This window comes from Streptomyces sp. HUAS TT11 (assembly GCF_051553595.1).
Taxonomy (GTDB): domain Bacteria; phylum Actinomycetota; class Actinomycetes; order Streptomycetales; family Streptomycetaceae; genus Streptomyces.
On sequence record NZ_CP196185.1, the window covers coordinates 441,507 to 461,326 of the forward strand.

The window sequence follows — 19,820 nt, forward strand, 5'->3', positions numbered from 1 at the left end:
GAGTGTCGGAATGAGCGAGATTTTCACCAAGCGTCTCGCGGCAGAGCTGCGATCCTCCGGCGTTTTCCTGGACCGTGCCGCGGACATTTCCGAAGCCGGTCTGAAGCTGTCCCTGTGCCCTTATGACTGCCTCGTGATGAACAGAGCGCTGCCGGACGGTGACGGAGTCGCGCTCGTTCGAAGTCTGCGCGGTGAAGAGAACCCGGTACCGGTTCTGCTGGTGGCCAGGGGCAACAGCGCCGCCGAGCGGATCGAGGGACTCACCGCCGGCGCCGACGACTGCGTGAGCCTCCCGTTGGCAGTGGCGGAGGTCACCGTACGCGTACTGGCACTGTGCCGGCGCAAGGACAGCATCCTGCCCTCCCGGCTGCGACTGGGGGACCTCACCCTGGATCTGTCCGGGCGGCGTGCCACCAGGTCCGGGACGGCCGTCACCCTGTCGCCGCGGGAGTTCGCGGTGCTGGAACTGCTCGCCATCCGCGCGGGGCAGGTCGTCTCCCGCACGGACCTGATCGACTGCTGCTGGGACGAGATGGCCGATCCGCGCTCCAACGTGGTGGACGCCCTGATGGTCCGGCTGCGCAAGCGGCTGGGGACCCCCGCGATCATCGAATCCGTGTGGGGTGTGGGATTCCGGCTCGTTCCGTGCCCCGCCCAGGACGAGGCGGAATCCGTCGGCTCGACCCGTGGTGACTTCTTCTCGAGGTCGAAGAGCGCCTGATGCCGGCAGGCCGTACCCTCCCCGCCACGAACGACGGGTGGACCCTGCCCGGCATCGGGACGCACCCAGGCGGCGGGCGATGCCGGGCGGGGGCAGGAAGCGTTGAAATGCGGGATGATTGGTACCTTTTAAGGCGCTTCGTGCTGTACGGGGTGCGGCAGTATGACTCTGGAATGTTACAAGCATTTTCAGTATGCTTGACTTGGTCGATGAGGGCTCTATTCGTCTACCGGTGTGAAGCGTATTCCAATGCCCTGTCTGGCGGGGTAGAGGGTGATGCGTGCGGGCGGCGGACGAGGGCCGGGCTCGATGATCGGCCCGCGCAGTGCTCCATGACGCCATTTCAGAATCTGGTAGAGGAAGGAGTCGCAGTCATTTCGAACGACGGTCTCGGCTCACGTATCCGCCGGCTCCGCAAAGCGGCCGGCCTTTCGCAGGAGGCATTGGCAGCCCCTGATCTGTCCCCCAGCTACATCTCCCTCCTTGAGGCGGGCAAGCGCGTCCCGTCGGCGGACGTTCTCGCTCAGCTCGCCGAGCGTCTGGGCTGCGACCCGGCCGAGCTGAGCGGTGAGACCGCGGCGCCGGACCCGGCCGACATCGAGATCGAACTCCACTACGCGCAGGTCGCCATGCGGAACGGAGACTCACGGACCGCGCTGGAGACCTTCACCTCCGTGCAGTCCAGGCTGCCGGCCGACGGGCAGCCCGACCTCCATTTCGCGGCCAAGCTGGGTATCGCGCGGTGCCTGGAGCATCACGGGCAGCTGGAGAAGGCCGTCCACCACTTCGAGGCGCTGCTGCAGAATGCTGCGGCGCAGGGCCGCAGCATTCTGGACCGGCTCGACGTGGTGATGTCGCTCTGCCGGTGCTACCGGGAACTCGGTGACCTCTCCCACGCCATCGACGTGGCCGAGGCGGCTCTGTCCGAGGCCGACGCCGCCGGTCTGCCGTCCACCGTCGCCCAGTTGGAACTGCTGTCCACGCTGATCAGCGTGTACGTGGAGCGCGGCGACCTGCACCGAGCGGGCTTTCTGGCCGAGCAGGCGGTCAGCCGTGCCGAGATCATGTCCGACCGCAGGGCGCTCGGCGGTGCCTACTGGAACAGCGGCGTCGTCCTGCATCGGCGCGGCAGTTCGGTCGAGGCACTGGACCTGATCAGGAAGGCGGTCGCCATCTACGCCGAGGGCGACGACGAGCGGGCCCTGGCGCGGGTGCGCAACGCCCAGGCGACCGTGCTGCTGCAGTCCGAGAATCCCAACCCGGAAGCGGCCATGACCCTTCTCGAACAGAGCGCGAGCACTCTGCGGGTCCTGGGCAGCAGCGTGGACCTGGCGTACGTCGAGACGGCGCTCGCGCGTGCCGAGGTGATGCTGGAACGGCCCGAGGACGCGATCCAGCACGCGAGAACCGCCCTCGACCTGCTGGGACCCGAACACCGCCTGGAGGGCGCTCGTGTCCACCTCGTCCTTGCCGCCGCGCACCTCCTGCTGGAGGAGTACGGCGAGGTACAGGCAGCCTACGAGCGCAGCGCTCTGTTGCTCGAAGCCTCCGAGGCCGGGCGACAGGCCGCCTTCGCCTGGTCGGAGCTGGGCGAGATCCTGGAGAAGTGCGGTGAAAGCGAGCGCGCTGTCTGGGCCTACCAGCAGGGCATGAGACTGATGGGATACCGGGGCTCTCTCGTCTCCGGAGCACACCGGCGGGTCAAGCAGGACTGAGAGAGCGGCGACAGGCACCCTGCCGCACGGGGCGGAGTGCTGTCGGTGAATTCGGGCCGCGTCCGGCCACGTGAGGGGCACGCGTGCGCACGCCTGCGGCTACGCACCGAAGCCACTCGAGACGCCGACGCATCGCTGCCCGGCTGAACCACCTTCCAGGGTGCTCTCGTTCGCCACCGACGCCCCTCACCGGGTGCCGCCGAGAGCCGACGGGGACCGGATGGCCGTCCCCTATGGGTCCGTCCGGTTCCCGCCGCATTCATCGACGTCGCCGGCGAACTGTCCACCCGCACCTTCGTCTTCGCGGTCAGCACCGGCCAGCCGGACAGCATGTGCCGAAGCGGCCACCTCCCGCACCGACCTGATCCCCGGAATCAATCCGCTCCTCCACACCTACTACGCGGCCACCCCCGGCTGACCCTCACCAATCACCAGGGCCCGGCGACCTTCGGCCGCCGGGTCCTGACGGCCTAAGCAGGACCGAGCAGGTTGAGGATGGACGCCCAGGCAGCCTTGCCGAGCAAAGCATCGGCGTCCGCTGATCCTCCATATAGAAAGGCCTCCGAAGGCGCGGCCGGGCTCTCGCCGGGGAAACGCGGCTGGTGTCCGGCATCCTCACGACCACAACTCGGACCGGAGGCGGTCCGGGATCATGACGTGTTCGGCAAGCGGCCCCGGTTGTGGCGGAGTCACATCTGGGAGGCCGGCCATGTCCAGGCCCTGTCCACGGACACGGCCGCGTCCTTCTGGGTGGACATCTGATGTCCTTGTGGGCGGACAGCTGATCTCCCTCTGCGGTGTGACTTTTCGTCCCTCAGCCGGGTTAAGGGGACCTGTCCGGCCGATCGTGCGTGTCGTTAGGGTGGCCCGCGTGGAGGGGGCCCGGATGACTGCAGTGGAGATGAGCCGCGCGGAGGCGTCCGCGCTGGTGCAGCGGATCATGGATGCGGACTACGCCTCCGAGGAGGAGGTGGACGGCTGGCTGGGCAGGCTCGACGGAGCCCTGGCGTGTCCGTCCGGCCACGTCAGCGACTTGATCTTCTGGCCGCCGGAGCGAGAGCTCTCGGCCGAAGAGGTCGTCGATTTGGCCCTGTCGTATCGGCCGATCGCCCTGTGAAGCCGACGCTGTCCTAGTGCAGTGGCCTGACTCCCCGGCCTGTGGTTGCCTGGGTGAGCCGGAGGCTGGTGCCTTCGGTGAGGACGATGTGCGCGTGGTGCAGGAGCCGGTCGACCGCGGCCGTGGCGAGCGTCTTCGGCATGATCGTGTCGAAGCCTGACGGGTGAAGGTTCGAGGTCACGATCACCGAGCGGCGTTCGTAGGCAGCGTCGATGACGCGGTAGAAGGCTTCGGCGGCGGCCTGGCCGGACGGCAGCATCCCGATGTCGTCGAGGATGATCAGGTGGCTTCGGGTGATCTTCGCGATCGCCTTGGTGACGGTGTTGTCGACGGTGGCCCGGCCGACGTGGGCCGTGAGCGATTCCAGGCTGAACCAGGAGACTTGCATGCCCTGGTCGATGGCCGTTGTCGGCGTACATGCTGATCTGCAGAGCCGCGTACAGCCGGACGTACAGAGGCGGTCGTACGCCACAGCGGAGGGGCCGCCCGATAACCAGCCGATCCAGGGGTAGGTGGCGCAGTCAAGTGTGGCCCGCAGGGCCATCGCCTAGCGACGCCCGAAGGCGCCCTTGACGGCGGTTCCTACCCCGAACACTTCGAAGTCGGGCGGCCCCGGCCGCACTAACCAGTCCTGCCCTTCAGCTCTGCACATCAGCCCGTACGTGCCGCTGCACTACAGCTCGTACGCCGACAGCTACCAGCGCGTCTGCGCCTATCTGCACGAGAAGCGCGCCTCGCCGCGGCCGGTGGCCGCCCATCCACCCTCGCCCCGGACAGTCGCCGGCTGGATCCTCAGCCGCCCCGAAACCCTCACCGAGCCCGAACAGCTCCAGCTCAAGACCGTCCGCGCTCACTGTCCCGAACTCGATGCCCTCACCCGGCATGTCCGCTCCTTCGCGGTCATGCTCACGGAGCGCCAGGGCGAACGCCTGCCGCACTGGCTCGACGCCGTCCGGAAGGACGGCCTGCCCAGCCTCCACGCCCTCGCCGCAGGCATCGACCGCGACCTCGACGCCGTCATCGCCGGACTCACCCTGCCCTGGAACTCAGGCGCCGTCGAAGGACACGTGAATCGCATCAAGATGCTCAGACGCCAGATGTTCGGCCGCGCCGGATTCCATCTCCTACGAAAGCGCGTCCTGCTCTACACATGACACCCCGCGCCACACTGGCTGATAGACGCTATAGCCTCCGCCTGTGACCAACAGCCGCAGCCGGATCGAGAATCCTCGCTCCCACGAGCTACCCCACTACCAAGCGCTCCTGGACGGTACAGATTGGGCGTCGCTCGCCACCCCACGCGGGACGGGCGACGCCCTGCCGACGGCGCTGGCACGCATCCTCAGCCCCGACCCGGTCGTCAGGTCGGCCGCCACCGATGACGCGCTCAGGGAAGTGACCCACCAGAACACCATCTACGAAGCCACCGTGCCCGTAGCGCTCTACGTCGCGGCCATCCTCCACCACCCGGCCATCGCGGCAGTTGACTCCGGCCACGATGCTGACATGCCGCGGCACCGCCCGACCCTCGTAAGACTGCTTGAGTGGCTCAGCGCAACCGCCTACGACGCCGACGACGAGTGCGTCGCCCACGGCGAACGCCATTACGGCGAGGATTTTCTCAGCGAGTACGAGGCGATGCGCGCGTTCCGCGACCTGCGCCCGGCGATCTTCTCCGCTGTCCATTCTCACCTCGGCCACGACAATGCGGAGGTACGCGACGCGGCTTTCATCGCTGCGATCCCCCTCGCAGAGCACCCCGTGCTCACCGCGCACCGGACCGAGCTGGTCGGCCATGCCCGTCGTTTGCTGGCCACCAGCACCGACCGCTACAACCGAGACCGCGTCCTGGACGCGATGAAGGCATGGGGTCACGACACCAGCGACCTGGAGAACGCGGACGACATCGCAGCCCGCGAGCGTTACGCCCGTCTCAAGGCGGAACGTGATTCCTAGTGGGCGGCCGACGGGACGGGCGGCTACTCCGAAGACCCACCGTTCTGACTCAAGGACACGCAGTGTCCCCAGGCGTCCGCTGATCACCCAGCGTGGCCACACCACACAAGCTGAGCCAGAATCCGTTCTCGTGGACAAAGCCAAGGCTCGTCTGTGCCAGGTCATCGAAACCGGCTCTGGTGCTGGCTGGTCAGTCTCCGGCGCTGCCTCCGTCACCGCCCGCGCCGAAACCGCCCGCCCGAGGCTGTCGTGCGGCCTTCACCCAGTCAGTACGACGGCGTACTCGGATACCGGACAGCAACGACACGGCTGCCCCCAGACTTGGTAGAACCGCCCAGGCCGCAGCGATCCGCATGTCTCGCGGCTCGTGTCGCGGCCGGTAGCGCGCGCCAGGGAATCCGTGCCCCTCTTGCCATCCGAGGCTTGCCCGCCATTCGGCGGCACTCTGCCGTTCGGCGGCCGTCTTCCGGTCCGGGCACGCGTGACGTTTCGCCAGGGACACTCCGGCGTCGTACGGTTCCCCGCACTTACTGCACGTGAAGATGCTCACCGTTCGCCTTCCGCTCTGGCCTGTAAACGTATCGAGCGCTGATGCAGTCTCGAAAGAGGCTCTTCGCCCCGCTGTCGCGCACCCGTTGTCCGGCCGGCGGCCGGGCCGGGATGGAAGCTGCCGGTGTCCCGGCGCTGCCGTTCTGGGACTGCCCACCGGCTCGTGACGGTCCGGGGCGCCGGACTCGTAACCGGGGTCTCGTAGGAGAAAGGCGGGGCGATCGATTCCCCGATCGCCACGGAGGGCTCCGGCATCCGGGCCGGATCCGACGAGCGCCCCGAGGGACTGGACAATCACGCTCGACACCACGGAGGCCACACCAGCATAATTCCAGCCCGTTCCCGGGCTTCTCCGCGCATGCTCCGCGGACATGCGGTGTGGGGGGTATGAGTAGAGGCCCGGGGCCGGGCGGGGCTCGGGCCTCTACGGGGTCGCGGACAGGGCCGACTACGAGGATGCCGACCCGCGGCAGGGGCGCGTGTATGTGGAGTTGGTGGCCGGCCCCCTGGACGGTCTGCTCTTGGACGTCACGGACTGGTCTGCGCATGCCCGAGCCGAAGGTGTCGCCTTGCGCACGGAGGACGCCGCTACGGTCCCGATGGTCGGGCTCTGTACACCCCGAGGCCAGATAGTCGCCGGTTTGACCGGCACGAAGATGCCCCTGATGACCGTTGTCAGGCTGGCGCGGGCGACCTCGACCATAGACCCGACCACGGCGACGGGGCAGCTTGCTCGTGAACAAAGCCAAGGGATCATGCGGGGTGTCTCAGAGTCGGCAGAGCCGAAACAAGCCGAGGAGACGTCGTGATGCGCGGGGCGACCCGGCATAGTGGCACCGGCCCTCTTCTCCGATTGAAGCGGAGGAGGGGGCCGGTCGATGGTAGCGGGGACAGGATTTGAACCTGCGACCTCTGGGTTATGAGCCCAGCGAGCTACCGAGCTGCTCCACCCCGCGTCGGTGCCCCCACTCTACGGCACGCCCAGGGACCAGCATTGTCATTTACCGGCGGCTACGACTACGCCGACGCCATCCCGGATCCTGTTCACCACATCCTCTACGACAACGCCCTGCCGGACGACGGCCGCCACTGTCCCGAGTACCGTGACGATCTTGCGCGGCAGACACCAGGACTCCTCAAAACTCTCTTCAGCGGCTGCTCCCGGGATTTCCGTTGGACCAGGTGTGTGGAATGGGCTCTGACCCATGGGCCGAGAGCCGTTGCGTGGGGCAGCCTTGCCTTGGACACGTACGTTCGCGCGAGGGGGCAGCCTGATGGCCTTCATTGAGGAATCCAGCCGGCTGCCCCAATGCTCCCGCTGCCGCGGGAACCTGCTTATCAGTGCGGTGATGCCCCAGGACGACGACCAGGGATGGCCGATCCATCTGGAACTGTGCACGTCCTGCGACTCCGGTGATACGACGCGGCCCGCGGCCGGCATCCTCGTTCAGTTCTTCGCCGACGGCGGCGGCCATGACGAAAGCCGGTCGCAGGAAGCCGCGCAGCTGCTGACGGAGTGGACCAGGGAAGCCATGGCCGCTCACGGCTGGTACTGGCATGAGAAGCCGCCCGACCAGCTGTGAGCCCGCGGTTGTCGGGTGAGCTGTAGGACGATGCCCGCCGAAGGCGGCAGCCCTTCTGCTCATATGTGCCCCTTATGGGAAAGCTTGGCGGGACTGATGCACGCTGGATCGGCCGGGTACGTCAGGATCCGATCCCATCGGGGCTAGCAGTCGATCAGCCCCGAGGACCGGCGGTTGCGCTGGTATGCCTTCTCGGGGCTGTTGTCAGCTCAGATCGTTGGTGTGTTGTCGATGGTTTCCTTGTGCGGTTCGACGACGAACCTCCAGCCAGCGCTGGGCTCCATGAACCGCACTCGGGTGGGGTAGATGTCCAGCGCACGGCGGTCGCGGATCTGGTTGTTCGTGTTCTTCCGCCCGCGGGTCGGCTCTTCGAAGAGGTCGACCTTGACGTCCGGCACCGCGACGACTTCCTCGTTCCAGCGCTGAACGAGTCCCGCGCCGAATGCCTCTCTTGCGGCGGTGTAGAGCGATTCCAGAGATTCGTTGTCCCCGCCTGGCACGAAGAGGGCGAGGTTCAGGAGGACGCCAGCACTCTGGAGAACCTCGATTTCTTCCCCTGCCTCGTCGGCAACCCAGATCCCGCGCTCCTCGGCATTGTCTGGAAGAACGTGAACTTCCTTACCGAAGATTGTCCTTGCGGTGAAGGATCCTCCATCGAAATATTTACCCGGCTTTGTGAGGGAGGCCGGGGCGTAGCAATCGAGAGGAAGATCGTCCATCTCTGCCGAGACGAAGATGTCCTCTTGGAGGCCCAATTCTGAAACCTCCTCGATCGTAAGACGTCGGGCCGTAACCTTTTTGGTGTTCACGCTATTTCCCTTTCTTCGTAGGGCCACGGGAAGTTCAGAGAGCAGGCCGCTGCTCGTGCTAGGTCAACGGCGCATCAGCGGTCTAGTGGTGGACCCCGAGGCGAGTGCGCCGGCGGCTGGGTTGCGTCTTGAGGTCGCTGCCCCGCACAAGATCGCAGACGCGGGACCCGGGCGGCAAATCTTCGTGGGGAAAGGCGGAAGCGGCAGCATCGCGCCGGGGCGCCGTGGGCTTCCCCGACCCCCCTCTGCTCAGGCACCCGCCCGTGACCCCTTACGGGTACACGGGTTATGCAGGGGCGCTGGTACATGCTCGCTCCTGCCCTGCTCTCTGCGCTTATGTGGCGGGCCTTGGAGGGGGGAATCGGGGTTGAGTCCAGACCTCCTCAAGCTGTCTCTTGACGTATCCTCAGATTGTTTTCAGCAGTGGACGTTGGTGAGTGTGTGCCTCCGTGTTCTGGCATACGTCCACCGGCAGGAATCCGGAGTGCTTGCAGTACTCTTTCAACTGCTTCCATCTGGTGCGGCCGCAAGGTTACAGGGGCATGTGAACTCCTATCTAACTCTCCAGAATTTCTGTTTTCTGAGGGCGTTTTATGGGATATCCAGGCCCTGGGTGGGCCAGGTTTTCCGGGTAGGGCTTGGGCTACACCAAGGCATCTATGAGTGGGTCAGTCTGTCCAGCGGTACCCGATCTCTAGACGCCCGGATGCACGCCGGTACCTGGCAGCGGGCCCTGGGCTGTTCGCGGCCCGCTCCCACACTCGGGCAGCATGACCTCATGACGTCTTCTTCTTCCGCCCGAGAGCACCCGTCGGATGACGCAAGCCTGGAGGATGCTGCGGCGGCCGTGATCGCGGCGCAGGAGGTTCTTCATGCGGCCCGACGTGACCTGGCGGCGGCGATCAACACCGCCCGGCAGGCCGGAGAGCCGATCCAGCGCATCGCTCAGCGCACCGGTTTGGATGCGGTGACGGTGCGAAACATCCTGGGCGTGGCTCCGGCTCCGGCCCCGGCGCCGCACGCTCGTCCTCGCCGCTCACGGTAGGCGCGCCGCCGAGGTAGCGGTGTACGTGGTGGTAGGAGTGGAGGGAGTCGAACCCTCACGCCCGCAAGGGCACCGGGACTTGAATCCGGCGCGTCTGCCCATTCCGCCACACTCCCTGGCGCTTCACGCCCGGCCCAGGTGAACGACGGGGCCCGGGACTGGGACAGGCGAGCAGGGCCCTGCCCTCACGCAGGACGCAGCCCACCGTGCCGTGAAGCGATCATCACTTTAACCCTGGCGGGAGCCCGGTGGGCAATCGCCATACAGCGGCATCAACGCATCAACGCTTGCCGTGGCCTGGATGATGCGTGGGTGGACCAGGTCGTCGGCCTGGGCTCGCCGTCGTGCCCAGTACGAGTACGTCACCCATCAGTATGTCGGTGTCGGCCGTTAACCTGTCGGCATGTCAGAGCGTGTCACCCCGGGCCATAGCGGTGGCCTGATCACTTTGGGCACTGCGGACGCTCTGTGGGCCGGCTTGACGAACGGCAGCGCTGTGCCGACCGTTTCTGCGGCGTGCACCTGCTTCCCCGCCGATGTCCGGGCGGGGTATGTCCTGCTGGGCGGCCGTGTGGTGGCGACGGTGAAGGCAGGCGGCGGCCAGTGGGGTGTTCCGGAGATGGAGGTGCGTCGTGCGGCAGCGGAACTGAACGTGGTGAAGATGGACCACGGGGACCTGGTCCGCATCGGTCCGTTCGGTGGCGCGCCGAAGCAGAAGCAGAACGACACAGCACCGCTGCGATGGCGCCAGCGCATCGCCCGGGAGCTGCAGGAGTTGGGCGACGTCGAGCGGGCAGCGCCATCTGAGGGGCGGCTGCACCATTTGGCGGGGATCGACTGGCGGGTACTCGTGGAAGAAACCCGGGACCGCACGGTGCGGGCGTGGTGGCTGCCGCGTGCCGTGGTCAGGTTGCTGGACGCGGCCGAGCACGCCGAAACGCGGTGGCTGCAAGCCGCACGGACCCGTCAGAACAGCACAGCCGCCGCCGAGCCGCCGTCCCAGCGACGGCAGATCCGAGCTGCCGGCGGTCGGCAGACGACGAGCCCCCACAGCCCGACCACCGCGCCGCGCCCGTACAACGGCGAACTAAAGGAGCTCCTGTACTCGGCACTCAGCAGGAAGCACGGCATTTCCCGCAAGGTGGCTGAGTGGATGTGCGCCGTCTGCCGCACCACACCCGCCACCGTGCTCGACCACTGCCACGAACACGGCTACGTCCGCGCCCCTGTCTGCCAGTCCTGCAACACACAGGAACGGCCCGACCACCTGTACAGCAACGACATTCGCGTGGCCAGCCATTACACGCGCCTGTTCGACACCCACAACGTCGACTGGCTCCGGCATTGGCACCGGTGCCCCGGCTGCCGCACCCGCACCACCCTCCCACTGCCGCACCTCGCCGCATGGACCGCCTACATAGCCTGCCGATCACTGCGCCCGACCCACCGCGCCCCCCGCGGGCGCAAACCCTGCGGTGTGCTGCGCGTGTCCTGGACAGGCAGCCAGAACGCGCCCCGTTCCTGCCTGCTCACCGTCACCGTCGACTTCTGCCCTTCTGGCGAGCACCGCGTCCTGGCACAAATCCCCTACCGCGAAGCCGCCGAGCGGTTCGGCACCTGGCTGGCCGAGACCGCCCCTGCCGTTGCCGCCGCGGCCGGCCCCGACCGCCTGGACGGCCTCCCCACCCAGCCCCGGCCAGTCATCCCAGACACCAACAGTGACGGCCAAGCGCTGTTCTGAACAAACAGCGAGCACCTTCTCAAGCGTCTGGCCGCAGGGGACCACTCCCGCTGGGAGCACCGCCGAACGCCCTCCGCACGTTCATCGTCATGCTGCCCGGTCGGGCTCTCCTTTCCCGTTAGGCGCGGGTAGCGGACGGCTCAACCTGGGACACGCGGGAGCGTCGGTGCCTCTGCCACCTGGTCAGGAGACTCGTTGTGGTCAGCGAGAGAGCCAGCTGCTCCGCATTCTCTACATGCTGCTGCACGGGGCTGGCGGAGTGCGGTGAGTGCTTGTTCCCGATTGAGCATCTGGGCGCTGGGTGTGCAGCCGACGACATGGATGAGGATTGCGCCGGGGCGGTGGGGCAGGTGCTGGACTGTCCAGGCCTGCTGGCCTGTGCACGGCGGAGTACTGCCTATCTGGGACGCACGGCTGGTGGGCACGTGGTCGTAGGAAATGCCAGGGACGGGGCGCGCGTGTGCCGGGCTCACCCAGGCTGCGCACCAACAGCCTCCGACACCGCCACCTGGGACCATCCCCGCAGGTGCGGGGAGCAGGCGTCGACCTTGGCCTCGGTTCGGACCTGCTTGGGACCATCCCCGCAGGTGCGGGGGGCAGACGGTCGGAACGATCGAGAAGCGCGGTGGCAAGGGAACATCCCCGCGGGTGCGGGGATCAGGAGTCGGCGCACAGGTACAGGTCGGCGTCCGGGGGAAGTCCCCACGGGTGCCGGGAGCAGTTGGCCAGATCACCTACGGGCTCGAGAACGCCGAGACCATTCCCGCGGGTGCGGGGAGCAGATGTGTGCGGGATGGGTGGTTGGTGTATGGATCGTTTCCTGACCTGGTGTGTTGCTGATTCGTTGAGAGGCGGGGTGGGGGTGGGCGGGATGGGTGTGGGGTGATTGAGCTGGGGTTTCGTGTCCTGGCGGGGGTGTAGCGGTGTGGTCGGGGTGGGTGTCTGGTTGTAAAGGGCTGGTGTGTGTTTGGGCTGGTTGTCACATGGCTGGGTTTTACGGGTTGTCGGGGGTTTTTGTTGCAGTGGCTTGTGGTGTCTTCTCAGTGGACTGTGTCGTGTCTCAGTTGTTTTGAGGCTTGTGGTGCGTACCGGTGGTGTTGGGGTGACCGGCCACGTGCATCAGTTCTGCGACGAGCTGCTGTTGGCCGGGCTGGAGTGAGGTTCGGGTGTGCTGTTCGCGCAGCCAGGCCAGTGCTCCTCCCGTCCCGGGGACGTCCGGCCACCACCGTGTGCCGGCGGGCAGGCCGTTGAGGTGGTGGTGGGCGGCCCACCACATGGGCTGCCAGGACAGTGGCCAGGGCGGGTTCCACCAGGTATCGAGGGCGCTCAGGCGGGTTCCGAGTCGGGTGGGCCGGCCTGCGGTGCGTTGGCGGCGGCGTGCGTTGCTGAGCCGGGCGTCCAGGGCGATGTGGTCGACGATGGTGGCCCCGGTGACCGCGAGATGCCCATGCCGTGAGGTATAGGTGCGGGCCGCGGTGAGGCCGTCGTTGGGGTGACGGCGCCCGTGCGGGCCAGGCCCGGAACCGTTCGACCTCGCCGGCGGTGAGGCCGAGTTCGGCCAGTAGGTCCCGCTGGGCGGGGTGCAGGTTCTCGTAGAGCTGGATTTGACGGCGCAGCCACTTCTGCAGCCCTCCGGTCAGCCCGTCCAGGTTGTCCCCGCCGTGCAAGGCCCGTGCCCCTCGACATGTTGCCAGACCTGATGCCACAGGCGCTGCCAGCCCACCGGTCACGGCGGCTTCCACCACGGATCCAACTGTTCCAGCTGCGCGGTCAGACAGACGGCCTCCGCACGCCGCCTGGCCAGCCAGCGCCCCAGACCGAACCCGTTCACCACCCCGTTGCCGGTATGCGCCACAGCCAGATGCCCGAACCGCTCCACATGCCGCCGGGCACGCTCCACCCCATCGGCGAAAAGCTCCGCCTCCCGCTGCCGGCGCGTGAGCGCGCATTCCAGCGTGGACTGGCCGCCGCACGAGCCTTCCGTGAAAGAGAAGGTCACCTCCGGGTGCCTCAGCGGCACATAGAGGAGATCGACGGCGAACGGGTGCGCCTGGGGCAGTGGCTGAGCAACCTGAACCGGCGCCGCTCCGGCCTCAGCCCGCAGCGCCAGGCTCTGACTGAGCTGGGTCTTTGACCGGGCAGACCTCCCGGTTGCTTGACCGATTCCCGTCGTTGGCCTGCTGTCGATGGCCAGTTCATGCGCACGGCTCTTCACCGGCAGATGTGTTCGCGTCAACTCGTGCGACCGGGTCGACCCTTCGGCCTTATGCGACCTGGGCGCACGCATCGTAGTCGCATTGAGTGACCATCCGATTCCAGTCGCATTCCTTTCGGTGCGTTATTTCCCGGGCTTCATGGATCAAGGAGCTACCTGTTCAGTCTTCACATCGACTCCACAGGTGGTGCATTGTGCGCTCACAAGCGCGAAGACTTGTCACTGCAGGCCTGGTGCTGGCCTTACTGGTGATCGGGGGTGTGGTCCCAGCTTGGGCCTTACCCATAGAAGGACCCACTTCCTTAGCCACTGCGGGCGTCGAGCAGTCTCGTGCCAGGACGGCTGCCGATCTACCCAAGCCTCCCAGGGCGATGACGCTGACGGAGCGTCGCGCGCAGGTGAAGCGGGAGCGAGACGAGCTGTCTCCCATGCGTGAGTTCGTGGATCCGCCCGCCAAGAAGCCGTCCGGCAAACCGCACGCGCACCCCGAGAAACCCGCCAAGAAGGGACCTGCTGCGGAGACTAACGGTGCCACGAGCACACCGTTGGCGGCTGCCGCGGCCAGTGACCCGGCATGGGTGTCGGCGTACGCCACCGCGTACCCGGCGTACCTGTCCATCGGCGGCCAGTTGCAGTTCTCCTCGGGCACGGCTTCGTCGTACTCGGGCCTGTGGCTGTATGTCCTGGACGAGGCCGGGAACTTCGTCTACGACCAGGAGATCAGCAAGGCCACCGACGACCCTACGGGCAGGTTCCTGGAGAACGGCGCCTGGTGCTACGGCTGGTGGGCGGGCAACGCCTATCCCGCCAACCAGTGCTTCTGGTGGAGCTCCAACCAACTGGGCGGCAATCTCCAGGACGGCAAGAAGTACTACGCCTGGATCTTCCTCAAGGGCTCTGACGGCACCTGGAGCTCGAACGGAACCACCTCGCCTCTGGTCGAGGCTTTCTACACACCCGACATCCCCGGCGCGCAGGCGGGCATCTGCACCTGCTACGCGCAGGCGCACCGCGCCGACCCGGTCAACACGGCGACTGGGATGTTCTTCGAGCAGCTCACCGACGCCTCGCTGGTCGGCCCCGGCATGCCGCTCGAGGTTGAAAGGACCTATCGCTCGGACTCGAGTGCCGTGGGCCTGCTCGGCCGTGGCTGGGCGACCCCGTTCGATGCCCAACTGACGATCGGAACCGGGAAAATCACCTACCGGGCCGACGACGGGGCATCATCCGTCTTCACTCAGGCGAGCAGCGGAACCTTTACCACCCCCGCAGGCTCGTCCGCCAAGCTGGTCAAGGGCACGAGCGACTACGCCCTCACCATGCCGGACCACACCAAGCGGACCTTCAATAGCAGCGGTCAACTCACCTCCCTGGTCGACACCGCCGGCACGGGGCTGAGCCTGACCTATGAGTCCGGCAAGCTCGCTTCCGTCAAGGACGCTGCCGGCCGCACCACCACATTCACCGTGGGCACCGACGGGCTGCTGTCCAAGGTAAACCTGCCCGACGCCACATCCGTGGCCTACGGATACACCGGCGGCCTACTTACCTCGGTGACCGACCCGGCGGGCAGGACATCCTCGTACACCTACGGGACCGACAAGCGGCTCGCCTCCTACACCGACCCCGCAGGCGGTACGGTCTCCAACACCTACGATGCGAACGGCCGCATCAAGTCCCAGACCGACCAGAACAGCAAGACCACGACGTTCACCTGGGACGGCAGCCGCGAATCGCACACGACGGCCCCCGACGGCGGAGTGTGGACCGACGTGTACTCCGGCAACGTCCTGCTGGAGACCATCGACCCCTACGGCAAGAGCATCACCTACGACTACGACCGCAGCCTGCGGCCCGTCGACATCACCGACCAGCGCGGCAACACCACGTCGATGACCTACGACAGCGCCGGGCGGATGCTCACCCGCACCGCGCCATCAGGCCTCGGCTACGCGGAGAGCTGGACCTACGACACCGCCGGGAACATCACCAGCCACACCGACGGCCGCGGCAACAAGACGACGTACGCGTACAACACGTCCAACCAACTGACCACGACAACGGACCCGCAGGGCGGCAAGACCACCTACACCTACACCGCGCTGGGCTCCCTCGCGACCGTGACCACACCGCGCGGCAAGGCCACGACCTACAGCTACGACACGGCCGGCAACCGGACCTCGGTCACCACCCCGCTGGGCGAGAAGACGACATTCACGTACGACAAGGCCGGGCGAATCCTGTCCAAGACCGACCCGCGTGGCAACACCACAGGGGCCGACCCGACCGCGTACACGACGTCGTATGCCTACGACGGTCGCGGGCTGCTCGCTTCGGCAACCGATCCGCTCGGCCGCACCACGACCTACACGTACAACGGTGCCGAGCAGTTGACGTCCGCCAAGAACCCGGCCGGCAACACCGCCGCCTACGCCTACGACGACGCCGGACACCTGACCAAGACGATCGACGCCGCGGGCAAGTCCGTGACCCGCGCCTACGACGCGAGCGGGCGACTGACCTCCGAGACCGACGCCGTCGGCAACAAGACCACCTACACCTACGACAAGACCGGCCTGCTGCTCACCAGCGTCTCGCCCCGCGGCAACGCCACCGGAGCCGACCCGGCCGCCTACACCACCAGCTACACCTACGACGCCGTCGGTAACCGCACCAAGGCCACCGGCCCCACCAGCGCCTCCACCACGACCACCTACGACGCGATCAACCGGCCCCTGGTGGTCACCGACCCGCTGGGCCACACCACCGGTTACACCTACGACGCCAACGACAACGTCACCAAGGTCACCGACGCGGCTGGCAAGACGCTCACCTCCGTCTACGACAAGAACAACCAACTCACCAGCAGCACCAACCAGCTGGGCAAGACCACCACCTACGCCTACGACGCCGACGGCAACCTGCTCAGCCGCACCTCCCCGCTGGGCAACAAGGAGAGCTGGACCTACGACGGCGACGGCCGCCAGGCCACTGCGGTCGACCCGCGCGGCAACGCCACCGGCGCCGACGCCGCCCAGTACACGACCGCCTACGGCTACGACCCGGCCGGCAACCTGACCACCGTCACCGACCCGCTCGGCAGCATCACCCGCACCGCGGTCGACGCGGTCGGCAACGTCACCAAGCGCACCGACGCCGACCAGCGCGCCACCGCCTACGGCTACGACAAACTCGACCAGCTCACCACCGTCACCGCCCCCGGCGGCGCGGCCACCACCTACGCGTTCGACGCGGTCGGCAACGTCACCAAGCGCACCGACGCCAACGACCACACCACCGCCTACGGCTACGACGCGGCCCGCCGCCCGACCTCGGTCACCGACCCCCTGAACCGGACCGCAACGTACGGGTACGACGCCGACGGCAACCTCACCAAGACGACGACGCCCCGCGGCTCCACCAGCTACACCTACGACCCGCGCGGCCTGCTCACCAAGACCGACTACTCGGACGCGACGCCCGACGCGACCTTCGCCTACAACGCCGCCGGGCAGATGACGTCCCGCGCCAACTCCAAAATCTCCGAGGACTTCTTCTACGACACAGTCGGCAACCTCACCAAGACCCGCGGCTTCGCCTACACCTACGACGCCGCCGGCCAGATGCTCACCCGCAAGTACTCCGACGGCAACACCATCACCTACGCATACGACAACGACGGCCGCACGTCGTCCATGACCGCTGACGGCGTCACGACCAACTACACCTGGGACGCCTCCGACCACCTCATCAAGTCGGCACTGCCCAACACCGAAACCGAAGACCGCACCTACGACCGGGCCGGCCGCCTGACAGCGGTCACCTCGGCCAAAGCCGGCACCACCGTCACCAAGACCGACCTCACCCTCTCCGCGACCGGACTGCCCACCCACGTCGACATCACCCGAGCCGGCGTCGGCACCGGCGGCTACGACCAGACCTACGACCCCGCAGGCCGCCTCACGTCCGGCTGCTACCCCCAGCCCTGGGTCACCGGTTGCGCATCCAGCCGCACCACCTCCTACACCTACGACAAAGTCGGCAACCGCCTGACCTCTACCCTCGGCACCGCCAGCACCAGCTACACCTACGACGCCGCCGACCAGCTGACGTCCACCACCACCGGCTCCACGACCACCGCCTACGACTACGACGCCGAGGGCAACCAGACCAAGGCCGGCGCCGACACCTACACCTACGACCTGGCCGGACAGATCTCCGCCGCCACCATCGCAGGCGCCGGCTACACCTACGACCATGACGCCAGCGGCAACCAGGTCGTCGCCGCCAAGGACGGCACGACCACTAACCGCACGGAATGGGACCCCAACGCCCCGCTGCCCATCCTCGCCACCGAATACGACAGCGCCGGGGCGATCAAGCAGTCCTACCGCTATGACCCCCTCGGCCAGCCCACCGCCACCAAGACCGGCGCAGGCGCCCTCTTCTACTACCACCACGACACCCAAGGCTCCCCGGTCGACGTCACCAACAACACCGGCACCCTCTACCAGCGCTGGGCCTACGACCCCTACGGCACCCGCGTCCTGAACACCACCACCAGCGGCGCCCCCGCCAGCACCCCCTCCTACACCGGCGCCCGCTACGAGACCACCACCGGCAACCTCGACCTCCACGCCCGCCAGTACGACACCGCTACAGGCCGCTTCAACCGCCCCGACCCCGCCACCTCCGACAGCACCGCCCCCCACATCTCCACCTACGCCTACGCCGACAACACGCCCACCCTGTACACCGACCCCAGCGGTCTCACCCCGGACGACCCAGACGACCAGCACGTCCACAGCTTCGGAGAGGTCCTCAGCGGCTTCGGTGACGCCTTCGTCCAGGTCTTCAAATCACCCTTCGTGTTCCTCGGTGACACCCACGACGCCTTCACCGGAGAAAACGGCGGCGCGGGCGCCTTCCTGGACAAGTACCTGCCAGTTCGCCCCGCCTACCGGCTCTACCGGGCCGAATACATGCTCCGCCAGCAAGGCTGCGACGAACTCGCGGACCTCTACGGCGACGCTGCGGAAGAACTCGCCCAACAGATCGCCCTCGTGGGGATCGGTGGCCTCACCGGATGGCGGCGGGCAGCCGTGTCTCCTGAGGAAGCTGCGGCCTCGATCGGAAACCTGAGGTTCGGTGCAGGCGGTGGCGGGACGGTGCACTACCTCAGGGGCACACTCTCCTACAAGACGCCGATCACGCCGGAGCTGACGAGGCTGGTCAACCCTCAAAAGGGCGGAACCAACTGCCGTGCCTGCGCCGTCGCTGTCGACCGACTGCTGGCCGACGGTGCTCCGTCTTCTGCGCCGGCGAACCTCGGGCGGGGGTCCGACTCTGCGATCACGCGTCTATACGGCGGAAGGCCGTTCCGGTCCTACAATTCCCTGAGCGGCATCGTGCGTGACGTCCTGGCCGGTGGCGACGGCACCCGCGGTATCGTGTGGGGCTACGGACCCAAGGCGAACGACTCACATGTCTTCAACGTGGTGAACGTGAAGGGAGATGTGATCTTTCTCGACGGTCAGAGTGGGCATGCCACGCCCAAGGTCTATCGGAACTATGCATTCCTCAGGACTGACAAATGATCAGCCTCGATCGCGCAGCAGAGTTGGCCCAGAAATACGTGGACGAGGATCCGCTCAACTCTGAGGTGGACTTGGTACCAGTCGAGGGGTATGTGGCCGTAGTCGGTGAGGCCGCGTACTTCGGCTATCAGAACCGGGGTTACCTGGAGACCGGCGACCCGTCTCAGATGGCCATCGGCATCGGCCCCGTCCGCGTAGATCTGGTGACGGGCGAATGCCGGATGCTCGGCTCTGTCGAAGCCAGCGAAATGGATCTGTTCGACGTCGATGAGCTTTCCCTGCCGGGCCCAGGTGGCTGGAGGCTCGTCCCGCCCGAGCTGATGGACCACTGGCGGGCCGCGTTCGACACGGAGCCGAGCGCTGCCGACCTCTCGGCGGCCTGTCCCCAGTGCGGCGCGACAGACCTCCACCGCTGGTATCGGGTGGATGATCCGCTGGACGAGACGTTCGATGGGGTTCACGCAGTGGCCTACGGCTGGCTGACCGAGTGGTGCGCTTCGTGCCACCTCTGCTACCAGGACGGCGACACCTTCGTTCCTGACTTCTGGCACTCTCCATACGACGTGCCCGAGGCATACGAAGTCAAGTTTGCGCCGCGCTACATCGAGGCCGCTCGCCAGGCAAGGCTCAAAGCTCCCTCGGCTCGGAACGACTGAGACCAGCAATGGCGCCACCGTGCTTCCCGCTCCTCGATGAGCGGGAAGCACGGCGCCACCGACTGCCCCTCTTACCTGAGCAGCGAGTACCACTCGGCTACGACTTGCCCGCGCCG

General features: G+C 67.0%; 12 protein-coding genes, 2 tRNA genes and 3 pseudogenes. 11 read left to right on the forward strand and 6 right to left on the reverse strand.

Annotated features, from left to right (window positions below):
* Window positions 1–10: 10 nt before the first annotated feature.
* From ACSHXN_RS45780 to ACSHXN_RS45790, 3 genes are all read left to right on the forward strand, one after another.
* The gene (locus tag ACSHXN_RS45780; RefSeq protein ID WP_438306857.1) at window positions 11–721 is read left to right on the forward strand and encodes a response regulator transcription factor; all 711 of its coding nucleotides are present in this window, start codon (window positions 11–13) and stop codon (window positions 719–721) included.
* Window positions 722–1,164: 443 nt separating this feature from the next.
* Window positions 1,165–2,436 (forward strand): helix-turn-helix domain-containing protein, encoded by a 1,272-nt coding sequence (locus tag ACSHXN_RS45785; RefSeq protein WP_438306858.1) that lies wholly within the window; start codon window positions 1,165–1,167, stop codon window positions 2,434–2,436.
* Between the two features lie 886 nt (window positions 2,437–3,322).
* Complete coding sequence (locus ACSHXN_RS45790; RefSeq protein ID WP_438306859.1) at window positions 3,323–3,553, forward strand: e9imm peptide; 231 nt, start codon at window positions 3,323–3,325, stop codon at window positions 3,551–3,553.
* 13 nt (window positions 3,554–3,566) lie between these two features.
* Here the strand turns inward: ACSHXN_RS45790 and ACSHXN_RS45795 are convergent.
* Window positions 3,567–3,953: pseudogene (locus ACSHXN_RS45795) on the reverse strand (ATP-binding protein); the annotation flags it as partial.
* A gap of 289 nt (window positions 3,954–4,242) precedes the next feature.
* On the opposite strand from ACSHXN_RS45795, the pseudogene ACSHXN_RS45800 reads away from it, so the two are divergent.
* The 3 genes and pseudogenes from ACSHXN_RS45800 to ACSHXN_RS45810 all read left to right on the forward strand — a co-directional run.
* Window positions 4,243–4,707: pseudogene (locus ACSHXN_RS45800) on the forward strand (ISL3 family transposase); the annotation flags it as partial.
* A 43-nt stretch (window positions 4,708–4,750) separates the two neighbouring features.
* A complete protein-coding gene (locus tag ACSHXN_RS45805) occupies window positions 4,751–5,509 on the forward strand; it encodes a hypothetical protein (protein ID WP_438306860.1) in 759 nt (252 codons plus the stop codon).
* 1,028 nt (window positions 5,510–6,537) lie between these two features.
* Window positions 6,538–6,722 (forward strand): annotated as a pseudogene (locus ACSHXN_RS45810) (hypothetical protein); the annotation flags it as partial.
* Window positions 6,723–6,937: 215 nt separating this feature from the next.
* On the opposite strand, the gene ACSHXN_RS45815 reads toward ACSHXN_RS45810, so the two are convergent.
* A tRNA-Met gene (locus tag ACSHXN_RS45815) sits at window positions 6,938–7,014 on the reverse strand.
* A gap of 318 nt (window positions 7,015–7,332) precedes the next feature.
* On the opposite strand from ACSHXN_RS45815, the gene ACSHXN_RS45820 reads away from it, so the two are divergent.
* The gene (locus tag ACSHXN_RS45820; RefSeq protein ID WP_438306861.1) at window positions 7,333–7,641 is read left to right on the forward strand and encodes a DUF6300 family protein; all 309 of its coding nucleotides are present in this window, start codon (window positions 7,333–7,335) and stop codon (window positions 7,639–7,641) included.
* A 209-nt stretch (window positions 7,642–7,850) separates the two neighbouring features.
* Here ACSHXN_RS45820 and ACSHXN_RS45825 read toward each other — a convergent pair whose 3' ends face one another.
* Window positions 7,851–8,450 (reverse strand): hypothetical protein, encoded by a 600-nt coding sequence (locus tag ACSHXN_RS45825; protein WP_355142448.1) that lies wholly within the window; start codon window positions 8,448–8,450, stop codon window positions 7,851–7,853.
* A 1,074-nt stretch (window positions 8,451–9,524) separates the two neighbouring features.
* Window positions 9,525–9,611 (reverse strand) — tRNA-Leu (locus tag ACSHXN_RS45830).
* A gap of 287 nt (window positions 9,612–9,898) precedes the next feature.
* Between ACSHXN_RS45830 and ACSHXN_RS45835 the strand changes: the two genes are divergently transcribed.
* On the forward strand, window positions 9,899–11,236 hold the full coding sequence (locus ACSHXN_RS45835) for an endonuclease domain-containing protein (RefSeq protein ID WP_438306862.1): 1,338 nt from the start codon (window positions 9,899–9,901) through the stop codon (window positions 11,234–11,236).
* Between the two features lie 140 nt (window positions 11,237–11,376).
* On the opposite strand, the gene ACSHXN_RS45840 is transcribed toward ACSHXN_RS45835, so the two are convergent.
* Window positions 11,377–11,754 (reverse strand): DUF6233 domain-containing protein, encoded by a 378-nt coding sequence (locus tag ACSHXN_RS45840; protein ID WP_438306863.1) that lies wholly within the window; start codon window positions 11,752–11,754, stop codon window positions 11,377–11,379.
* Window positions 11,755–12,296: 542 nt separating this feature from the next.
* Entirely contained in the window at window positions 12,297–12,512 is a 216-nt protein-coding gene (locus ACSHXN_RS45845; protein WP_438306864.1) for a hypothetical protein, read from the reverse strand.
* Window positions 12,513–13,115: 603 nt separating this feature from the next.
* On the opposite strand from ACSHXN_RS45845, the gene ACSHXN_RS45850 reads away from it, so the two are divergent.
* The 3 genes from ACSHXN_RS45850 (at window position 13,116) to ACSHXN_RS45860 (ending at window position 19,704) form a co-directional block, all read left to right on the forward strand.
* On the forward strand, window positions 13,116–13,370 hold the full coding sequence (locus tag ACSHXN_RS45850) for a helicase associated domain-containing protein (RefSeq protein WP_438306900.1): 255 nt from the start codon (window positions 13,116–13,118) through the stop codon (window positions 13,368–13,370).
* A 452-nt stretch (window positions 13,371–13,822) separates the two neighbouring features.
* Window positions 13,823–19,048 carry a DUF6531 domain-containing protein gene (locus ACSHXN_RS45855; RefSeq protein WP_438306865.1) on the forward strand — a complete coding sequence of 1,742 codons (5,226 nt, stop codon included), beginning with the start codon at window positions 13,823–13,825 and terminating at the stop codon, window positions 19,046–19,048.
* Entirely contained in the window at window positions 19,045–19,704 is a 660-nt protein-coding gene (locus tag ACSHXN_RS45860) for a hypothetical protein (protein WP_438306866.1), read from the forward strand. The genes ACSHXN_RS45855 and ACSHXN_RS45860 overlap by 4 nt, the downstream gene beginning before the upstream one ends.
* The last annotated feature ends 116 nt before the right edge of the window (window positions 19,705–19,820 follow it).